This is a genomic window from Arenimonas sp. (assembly GCF_035312645.1).
Taxonomy (GTDB): domain Bacteria; phylum Pseudomonadota; class Gammaproteobacteria; order Xanthomonadales; family Xanthomonadaceae; genus Arenimonas.
On record NZ_DATGBO010000033.1, the window covers coordinates 1 to 8,761 of the forward strand.

Annotated in this window: 9 protein-coding genes; 3 read left to right on the forward strand and 6 right to left on the reverse strand. The window is 64.3% G+C overall.

From position 1 onward, the window contains the following. The first annotated feature begins 214 nt into the window (after window positions 1–214). On the forward strand, window positions 215–2,269 hold the full coding sequence (locus VKM35_RS02680) for a thioredoxin domain-containing protein (RefSeq protein ID WP_324318083.1): 2,055 nt from the start codon (window positions 215–217) through the stop codon (window positions 2,267–2,269). Window positions 2,270–2,317: 48 nt separating this feature from the next. Here the strand turns inward: VKM35_RS02680 and VKM35_RS02685 are convergent, their stop codons facing one another. From VKM35_RS02685 to VKM35_RS02705, 5 genes are all read right to left on the reverse strand, one after another. Further along, window positions 2,318–2,812: a TPM domain-containing protein gene (locus VKM35_RS02685; protein ID WP_324318085.1), complete on the reverse strand. Its 495-nt coding sequence runs from the start codon at window positions 2,810–2,812 to the stop codon at window positions 2,318–2,320. Beyond that, a complete protein-coding gene (locus VKM35_RS02690) occupies window positions 2,812–3,666 on the reverse strand; it encodes a YgcG family protein (protein WP_324318087.1) in 855 nt (284 codons plus the stop codon). Before VKM35_RS02690 ends, VKM35_RS02685 begins: the two co-directional genes overlap by 1 nt. Window positions 3,667–3,672: 6 nt before the next feature. Then, the gene (locus VKM35_RS02695; protein WP_324318089.1) at window positions 3,673–4,317 is read right to left on the reverse strand and encodes a LemA family protein; all 645 of its coding nucleotides are present in this window, start codon (window positions 4,315–4,317) and stop codon (window positions 3,673–3,675) included. A 130-nt stretch (window positions 4,318–4,447) separates the two neighbouring features. Beyond that, entirely contained in the window at window positions 4,448–5,179 is a 732-nt protein-coding gene (locus VKM35_RS02700; RefSeq protein ID WP_324318091.1) for a TerC family protein, read from the reverse strand. Window positions 5,180–5,188: 9 nt separating this feature from the next. Further along, window positions 5,189–5,575, reverse strand: coding sequence for a diacylglycerol kinase (locus tag VKM35_RS02705; RefSeq protein ID WP_324318094.1), 387 nt, complete (start codon window positions 5,573–5,575; stop codon window positions 5,189–5,191). A gap of 210 nt (window positions 5,576–5,785) precedes the next feature. Between VKM35_RS02705 and VKM35_RS02710 the strand changes: the two genes are divergently transcribed. Then, window positions 5,786–6,400: a DUF533 domain-containing protein gene (locus VKM35_RS02710; protein ID WP_324318096.1), complete on the forward strand. Its 615-nt coding sequence runs from the start codon at window positions 5,786–5,788 to the stop codon at window positions 6,398–6,400. 109 nt (window positions 6,401–6,509) lie between these two features. Beyond that, a complete protein-coding gene (locus VKM35_RS02715; protein ID WP_324318098.1) occupies window positions 6,510–7,529 on the forward strand; it encodes a TIGR00266 family protein in 1,020 nt (339 codons plus the stop codon). Between the two features lie 195 nt (window positions 7,530–7,724). Here VKM35_RS02715 and VKM35_RS02720 read toward each other — a convergent pair. Beyond that, window positions 7,725–8,761: ABC transporter permease (locus VKM35_RS02720; protein ID WP_324318100.1), on the reverse strand; the 1,037-nt coding region annotated here is incomplete at its 5' end.

Consider the following 8,761-nt stretch of genomic DNA (forward strand, 5'->3'; position numbering starts at 1 on the left):
GGATGCCGTGCGGCCAGAACGGCAGCGGCAGGGCGATGGGATTGATGTCGTGCAGATAGGGTCCGGGCATGCGCGCATTTTGCCTGACTACCAGGGCTGACCCAAGCGCGAATCGAGGATTTCGCGGCGATGAATGCACCCCGGCCGCTTTCCCCCTGGCATCGGACGGGCGCAGGATGTGCGCTCCAACCGTTGCGACGACCCGGATCAGGCAATGAGCAACCGACTCGCCAGCGAATCCAGCCTCTACCTGCGCCAGCACGCCGACAACCCGGTCGCCTGGCAGGCATGGAACCCCGCCGCGCTCGCCGAAGCGCGCCGCAGCGACAAGCCCATTCTTCTTTCGATCGGTTATTCAGCCTGTCATTGGTGTCATGTGATGGCGCACGAAAGTTTCGAGGATGCCGACACCGGCGCGCTGATGAACTCGCTCTTCGTCAACATCAAGGTCGACCGCGAAGAACGTCCGGACATCGATCGCATCTACCAGCTCGCGCATCAGGCGCTGACCCGGCGCGGCGGCGGCTGGCCGCTGACCGTATTTCTCGATCCGCACACGCTGCTGCCGTTCTACGCCGGGACGTATTTTCCGAAAACGCCGCGCTACGGCATGCCGGCGTTTTCGGAAGTGCTGCAGGGCGCGCGGCAATGGTGGGACAACGAGCGCGACCAGGTGCAGCAACAGAATCAGGCCTTGCAGGGCTTTCTCGCCGATTACGGCCGCGAGGCCGCACATGCCGGCGAACTCTCCGACCAGCCGATACGCGACGCGCGCGAGCGTTTCCTCGCCGGCTTTGATCCGGTCAACGGCGGCCACCGCGGCGCGCCGAAATTTCCGCATGCCGGCGAGATCGACCGCCTGCTGCATTTCGCGCAGTCGGGCGATACGCAAGCCGCGCAGGCTGCCAACACCACGCTCGCACGCATCGCCGCCCGCGGCCTGCACGATCCGCTGGCCGGCGGATTTTTTCGTTACTGCGTCGATGAGCATTGGGACATCCCGCATTTCGAGAAAATGCTTTACGACAACGCGCAGCTGCTGCCGGTCTATGCCGAAGCGGCGCTGTCGGTGGACGCACCAGCTTTTCGGCAGGCGGCCGAAGGTATCGTCGCCTGGCTGCGATCGGAAATGCGCGCCGAGGCCGGTGGCTTCTGTTCGGCGCTTGACGCCGATTCCGAAGGCGTCGAAGGCAAGTTCTACCTGTGGACGCGCGAACAATTCGCGGCGCTGCTCGGCGGCGATTCGCTTGCTGTCGCTACCCTTCACTATGGTCTCGATCGCGAACCGAATTTCGAGAACGAAGCCTGGCATCTGCACACCGTACGCACGTCTGCCGAGATTTCCGCTGCGCTCGCGATCGATGAAGCACGTGTCGTCGCGCTGATCACCACGGCACGCGAAACATTGTTGGCTGCGCGCGGAAGCCGCATCCGGCCCGCGCGCGACGACAAGCGTCTTGTTGCCTGGAACGCGCTGCTGGCCACCGGCCTCGTCCGCGCCGGTCGCGCCCTGCAACGCGAAGACTGGCTGGACGAAGCCGAGGCCATTCTCAAACAATTGCAGGCGGCGATGGATGTGCGCGGCCGTTTGCCGGCGGTGCTGGGCACCACGGGACCGGGATTCCTCGACGATCACGCCTACAGCCTGCAGGCGGCGCTGACCCTGCTGGAATCGCGCTGGTCGAATGCCACATTGCAGATGGCGATACAACTCGCGGAGACATTGCTCAGCGATTTCATCGATCGCGAACATGGCGGATTCTTCTTCACCGCCCGCGATCACGAAGCGCTGCCGCAACGGCCAAAACCCTGGCTGGACGATGCCATTCCTTCGGGCAATGCGATCGCGGCGCAGTCGCTGTTGCAACTCGGCTTCCTGCTTGCCGAGCCGCGCTATCTCGACGCCGCCGAAGCCTGCCTGCGCGCGGCCTGGGTGGCGATCGGGGAGCTACCGCAGGCCGCTGCCGCGATGCTGGCGGCGCTCGCGGAATTCCGCCGGCCGTTACCGCAAGTGGTGATCCGTGGCAGCGTCGACGAACTGGCGGCGTGGCGACAAGCCCTGCAATCGCGATGGCCGCAGTCGCTGCGCATCTATGCGATCGCCGGTGATGGCATCGATCTGCCGCCTGGATTGGCGGCGAAACCCGTCGGGATTGGTGGTCGGGCGACCCTCTGCATCGGTACCCGTTGCCTGGCGAGTTGCGAAAACGTCGATACCCTGATCGAACAATTGCAGGCGGATCGCGCCGAACAAGTCACGCAAAGGTAACGCGCACTCAACCACAAACGCGCACGCGGCGAACGTGCGCGCAGCGCGCTACAGAATCACCGGCTCGTCGGGAAGTTCACGCGGGTTGTCCGCCGCTGCGGGAAAGTGTTCGGTCAACAGCGCATTGATGCGGTCGAGACAGGCGAGTACCGCAGTCTCCGCTTCGCCGTCACGCACGTCGTCGGCGAAGCGCGCGCAGATCGTCTGCCAGGCTTGCGCATCCACGCGCGCTGCGATGCCGCGGTCGGCGACCAGCTCGACGCGGCGTTCGGCCAGCTGCAGATAGAGCAGCACACCGCTGTTGTCCTGCGTGTCCCAGACGCGCAGCAGCGAGAACACCTGTTGCGCGCGCTGACGCGGTTGCAGGCCGGCGAGCACCGACCAGAACGAATAGCGCGACTCGACCGCGAAGCATAGTTCGCCGGCATGACGCAGTTCGCCAGCGGCGATCGCATCGCGGATGCGACGCATCGTCGCTGCCGGAAACCAGCGCGGCTGCCGGAACCAGCCGCCAAACAGATTCAGCACGAGACGTTGCAGCATCACCAGCCTCCCGAGGCGCCACCGCCCCCGAAAGAACCGCCGCCGCCCGACCAGCCGCCGCCACTGCTGCCGCCGCCGAAACCGCCGCCGCCGCCAAACGAACCCCAGCCACCTCCGCCGGAACTGAAGCGCCCGGAGCTGGAATTGGAAACGACGAATGCGACGAAGCCGGCGATGATCGCAGCGATACCGAGACTGAAAAAGAACCAGGCCGCCAAGGCAGCGACCGCGCCCGCGCCGATGCGGCGAAACGTCAGTGGCTTGATGCCAGTGCCGGCCGCGAATACTCCGACGATGAGGCCCAGGATCGCCGACCATATCGTCGGTGGCGGACCTTGCCTGCTGTCGACAGCCATCGGTGGCGGCAACGGTTCACCGTCGATGAGTTTGGCCAACACGTCGGTCGCGTCCTTGATGCCGCCGAAATAATCGTTCTGACGGAATTTCGGCGCGAGGTATTCGCGGATCACCCGGCTGGAAATCGCATCGGTGACCACGCCTTCCAGGCCGTAAGCGACTTCGATGCGCGCTTTGTGGTCGTCCTTCGCGATCAGCAGCAGCAAACCGTCATCGACTTTTGCACGGCCGAGTTTGTTTTTCTCGACCACCGCCAGCGAATATTCTTCCAGCGCGCGGTCGCCGAGTGTCGGAATGATGAGCACCGCGATCTGACTGCCCTTGCGCTGCTCCAGCGCGGCCAGCGACGCTTCCAGTTGCGCGATCTGCGTCGCATCCAGCGTGCCACTGAGGTCGGTGACGTGCTGGTGCAATACCGGCACGTCCTGCGCCTGCGCGGCGAACGCGAGCGCCGCGCCGAGCAGCAACGCTGCCGCAAGAAACCAGCCGCGAATCACTGTCGGTCAGTTCGACGGCGCGGGCGCAGGTGTCGACGTGGCCGGTGCCGGCGTCGGCACAGCCGGCGCGAATTCGACGGTCGGCGGCTTGGAAATTGCCGCCTCGTTTTCGACGGTGAAGTTGGGCTTGATCGCGTAACCGAACACCTTCGCAGTGAGGTTCACTGGGAACTGCCGCACCAGCACGTTGTAATCCTGCACCGACTGGATGTAACGGTTGCGCGCGACGGTGATGCGGTTTTCGGTGCCTTCGAGCTGCGATTGCAGTTCGAGGAAATTCTGGTTGGACTTGAGATCGGGATAATTTTCCGCGACCGCCAGCAGGTGCGACAGTGCGCCGGACATTTCGCCCTGGGCTTTCTGGAATTCGGCGAGCTTGGCCGGATCGCTGGCCTGGTCGGCGGTGATGTTGATACCACCGACGCGGGCGCGGGCGTTGGTGACTTCGGTGAGCACGCGCTCTTCCTGCGCGGCATAACCCTTGACGGTGTTGACCAGGTTTGGCACCAGATCGGCGCGGCGCTGGTATTGGTTCAACACTTCCGACCACTGCGCCTTGACGGCTTCGTCCTGCGTCTGGATACGGTTGTAACCGCAACCGGCGAGCACCGGCAGCATCAAGGCAAGGGCAATCCAGCGAATCGCGCGCATGAGCAACCTCCAGGGCAGAGGCCGCATTGGAGCATCGCGCGGGCGGAGACGCAATCGGTCGCAAGACACCCCGCATCGGCGTCGCCGAGGAAATCTTCGCGGGCGTTACGCCGTCGTTATTTTTCCGCCGCTACTGCGTATTGCCGCGTTTGCGCGCCTTGCGCTTGGTCAGCAGATTCAAGCCCTCGACGCCGGCCGAGAACGCCATTGCGAAATACAGCAGCTTGCGATCGACGTGGATCTCGAAACCATCAGCGATCAGCGCCACGCCGACCAGGATGATGAAGGCAAGCGCGAGCATCTTCACGGTCGGATGGCGATCGATGAAATCGCCGATCGGATTGGACGCGAAGATCATCACACCGACCGCGATGATGATCGCCGCCGCCATCACCCAGACATTGTTGACCATGCCGACTGCGGTGATCACCGAGTCGAGCGAGAACACGATGTCGATCACCGCGATCTGCGCGATCACGTAGCCGAACACCGCCGACGGTTTGGTCTCGATGTCCTCGTCTTCGCCACGGCCTTCGACCGAGTCGTGGATTTCCATCGTGCCCTTTACCAGCAGGAACAGGCCGCCGCCGATCAGCACCAGATCGCGAATGGAAAAATTCTGCCCGAACAGGCTGAACAGGTTGTTCTGCATGCGCGCCAGGTAGGCCAACGACACCAGCAGCATCAGGCGGGTGATGCAGGCCAGCGCCAGGCCCAGCCGGCGCGCCTGCGGACGACGCTCGGGTGGCAGCTTGCTGACCGCGATGGAAATGAACACGAGATTGTCGACGCCGAGCACGATCTCAAGCGTGGCGAGGGTGAACAAGGCCACCCAGATCTCGCTGCTGAACATCCACTCCATAGTCTCGCCTCAGGCCAGGTAACGCGGGCCGAGGATCAGGCCCCAGCAGACCAGCACATTCATGTCGGAAAGAAACACCGCCGCCGAGCCCATGTCCTTGGCACGGCCGGCGAGTTCGTGGTGTTCCGCGCCCCAGCGATCGACCACTGCCTCGACTGCGGAGTTGAGCACCTCGACGATCAGGACGATCATCATCGAGCCGATCATGATCGCGCGCTCGACGCCATCCGGACTCAGCCACAGCGCCAACGCCACCAGCGGCACGAACAGGTAGACCTCAAGCCGGAACGAGGACTCGACATCCCAGGTCGCACGCAGCCCCTGCATCGACCAGAGGAATGCCTGCCAAGCCCGGAACGGGCTGCGCGGTGCATGACTGCCGGAGCTGTCGGCCATGAGGATCAGGCTTGACCGGTCGTGCGCGGGCTCACGCAGGCACAGCGGGAAAATGAGTCGACAATTGGCTCGGCAATCGGCATGAACAAGCGCTCGGAAAATCAGGGTCGCCGGCATTTTGCCACAGGGCCGGCTCCGGGCGGCGTGACCTGAGGCACACGTGGCCTTACTCTGCCTGCGGCATTATCTGCCCACCAACGGAGAGCGACCATGTTCGATGCGCAAAAACTGCTGGGCCATGTCTTGAGCGGCGCCCTCGGCGGCGGCCTGGCAGGCACGCGTCGGCGCAGCCCGCGACGCTCGTTGAGCGGCCTGCCGCGTGGCATCGAGACGAAAGTCGGCATGGGCCTGATCGCACTGGCGGTGGCCGCGTATCAACATTTCACCGCCGAAAAGGCAGCGCCGGCCGCGACCGCCAGTGCCACCGCCAATACCGCGATGCCCCCGCCACCGCCCGCAGCGGCGCTCGATGCCACCGGACATGCGCAGGCCCTGCATGTATTGCGCGCGATGATTTGCGCAGCCAATGCCGACGGACTGATCGATGCCGAAGAGCGCGAAGGCATCCTCGGCAATGCCCGCGATGCTGGCCTCGAGGCCAGCGAAGTCGCTGCGCTCGATGCCGAATTCCGCCATCCGCTGACGCTGGCACAACTCATCGCACAGACCACGCCCGACCTGCGCAGCGAAGTCTACGTTGCTGCATTGATCGGCATGACCGCCGACACCGACAGCGAAAAACAATTTCTCGACCAGCTCGCATCCGGCCTGCAACTCGATGCAGCCGAACAGCAGCGCATCCGCCAACAGGTGGGATTGGCCTGATCCCTCCGCCTGTAGGAGCGATGGCAATCGCGACCCGCCGCCGCAATTCTCGTCGCGATTGCCATCGCTCCTACGATCAATAGAAATTTCATCTTTCCAGGAGTCTTCCATGCATCAGTGGTTCTTCAGCTACAACGGCCAGAAAATCGGGCCGCTCGACACCGCCGCCGCGATCGCCCAGGCCGCGAAAGATGCGAATGGCCATTGCTGGCGTCAGGGTTTCGCCGAATGGCTGCCGATCGCCAGTTGCGCGGAACTGCGCGGCGAATCCGCGCCGGGGCAGATTTCCGCACCGCCGCTACCGGTATCCGTGACCGGCCAACGCAGCGACGTGATCGACTACCGCATCTTCGGCGAGGACATGCAGTTTGTCGAAGTCGAACTCGATCCCGGCGAGAGCGCGGTCGCCGAAGCCGGATCGCTGATGTACAAGGATTCCATCGTGAAGATGGAAACCGTGTTCGGCGACGGCAGCGCGGCATCGAGCGGCGGCGGATTCCTCGACAAACTCGTTGGCGCCGGCAAGCGCCTGATCACCGGCGAGAGCCTGTTCACCACAGTGTTTTCGCACAGCGGCGGCGGCAGCGGCAAGGCGCGCGTCGCATTCGCTGCGCCGTACCCGGGCACGATCGTGCCGATGACGCTGGCCAATTACGGCGGCAAGATCATCTGCCAGAAAGACGCGTTTCTGTGCGCGGCGCGCGGGGTTTCCATCGGCCTGTTCTTCCAGAAGAAGATCATGACCGCGCTGTTCGGCGGCGAAGGCTTCATCATGCAGAAACTCGAGGGCGACGGCCTGGTGTTCATCCACGCCGGCGGCACGATCGTCGAACGCGAACTCGCCGCCGGCGAACGCATCGATGTCGACACCGGCTGCGTGGTGGCGATGACTTCGACGGTGAACTTCGACATCCAGAGCGTGGGCAGCGTGAAGTCGGCGTTGTTCGGCGGCGAAGGCGTATTCCTCGCCACACTCACCGGCCCCGGAAAAATCTGGATCCAGTCGCTGCCGTTCTCGCGCCTGGCCGGCCGCATGTTCAGCGCGATGCCACGCAACGGCGGCGGCCGCGACGAGGGCTCGGTCCTCGGTGGCTTGGGCGGATTGATTGGTGGTGATCGGAGTTTTTGAGCGAGCGCGACATGCCCTTAAAAGCATGTCGCAAATCAAAAATATTTTCGCGAGCCAATGCGCTCGCCTGCGTCTCGCTGGCCGTTGCGGACTCGCGCATCCTGCGCTCACCTCGCAACCCCGGGGCGGGGCTCCTGCCCCGCCCGTTCGGCGAAGCGCGACATGCCCTTCAAGGCATGTCGCAAGCGCTTCGCCTCACCCCTGGTGTCGAAGCGCTTCTATCGGGTCGAGTTGCGAGGCTTTGCGCGCCGGATAGAAACCGAAGAACAGGCCAGTGCCCACCGAACAGACCACGGCCAGCGCGACCACTTTCCAATCCAGCTGCACGGGCAATGATCCGAACTTGCTGACGGCGAGTGCGCCGACCACGCCGATGGTCGTGCCGATCGCGCCGCCGCCGAACGAAATCAGCATCGCTTCGGCGAGGAACTGCCGCTGGATGTCGCTGGGGCCGGCGCCGACCGACATGCGCAGACCGATTTCGCGGATGCGCTCGGTGACCGAGACCAGCATGATGTTCATGATGCCGATGCCGCCGACGATCAGTGAAATTCCCGCGACCGCACCGAGCAGCAAGGACATGATGCGCGTGGTCGCGGTGCGCGTGGCGACGATCTCGGCGATGTTGCGCACCACGAAATCGTCGTCGGCGCCGGGCGCGATATGGTGGCGTTCGCGCAGCAGGCCTTCGACCTCCTCCTGCACATAGCCGAGGTCTTCAGCGCGGGTGACGCCGAGTGCGATCGCCTGCACGGAGCCCGGCGGACGATTGGAATTGCCTACCAGCCGGCGTCGCGCGGTTTCCAGCGGCACCATCACCACATCGTCCTGATCCTGACCGAAACCACCCTGGCCTTTCGCGGCAAGCACACCAACCACGGTGAAGGGCACCTTGCCCACGCGGATCGATTGCCCGATCGCGTCTTCATCGCCGAACAGGTTCTGCCGGACGGTCTCGCCGATCACCACCGACTTCGAGGCAGAGCTGTAGTCCTGCGCGCTCAGGCCCTCGCCGGAAGCCATTTTCCAGCCATTGATGTCGAAGAAATCCGGCTGCACGCCCTGCCAGCTGGTCGACCAGTTGTTCTCCGCATACACCAGCTGGCTGCCGCCACGCAGGCCGGCGGCAACGTATTGCACCTCCGGGATCTGCGTCCGAATCGCCTTGGCGTCGTCGTCGGTGAGCGTGAGCTGGCTGCCGCCAGCGGTGCGCACGCCGCCTTGGTTGCCGG

What these genes read in the sequence shown, in the direction of transcription:
- VKM35_RS02710 (WP_324318096.1), top strand. Translation starts at nt 5,786, where the DNA reads ATGTTCGATGCGCAAAAACTGCTGGGCCATGTCTTGAGCGGCGCCCTC.
- VKM35_RS02700 (WP_324318091.1), bottom strand. Translation starts at nt 5,179, where the DNA reads ATGGAGTGGATGTTCAGCAGCGAGATCTGGGTGGCCTTGTTCACCCTC.
- VKM35_RS02705 (WP_324318094.1), bottom strand. Translation starts at nt 5,575, where the DNA reads ATGGCCGACAGCTCCGGCAGTCATGCACCGCGCAGCCCGTTCCGGGCT.
- VKM35_RS02680 (WP_324318083.1), top strand. Translation starts at nt 215, where the DNA reads ATGAGCAACCGACTCGCCAGCGAATCCAGCCTCTACCTGCGCCAGCAC.
- VKM35_RS02715 (WP_324318098.1), top strand. Translation starts at nt 6,510, where the DNA reads ATGCATCAGTGGTTCTTCAGCTACAACGGCCAGAAAATCGGGCCGCTC.
- VKM35_RS02685 (WP_324318085.1), bottom strand. Translation starts at nt 2,812, where the DNA reads ATGCTGCAACGTCTCGTGCTGAATCTGTTTGGCGGCTGGTTCCGGCAG.
- VKM35_RS02695 (WP_324318089.1), bottom strand. Translation starts at nt 4,317, where the DNA reads ATGCGCGCGATTCGCTGGATTGCCCTTGCCTTGATGCTGCCGGTGCTC.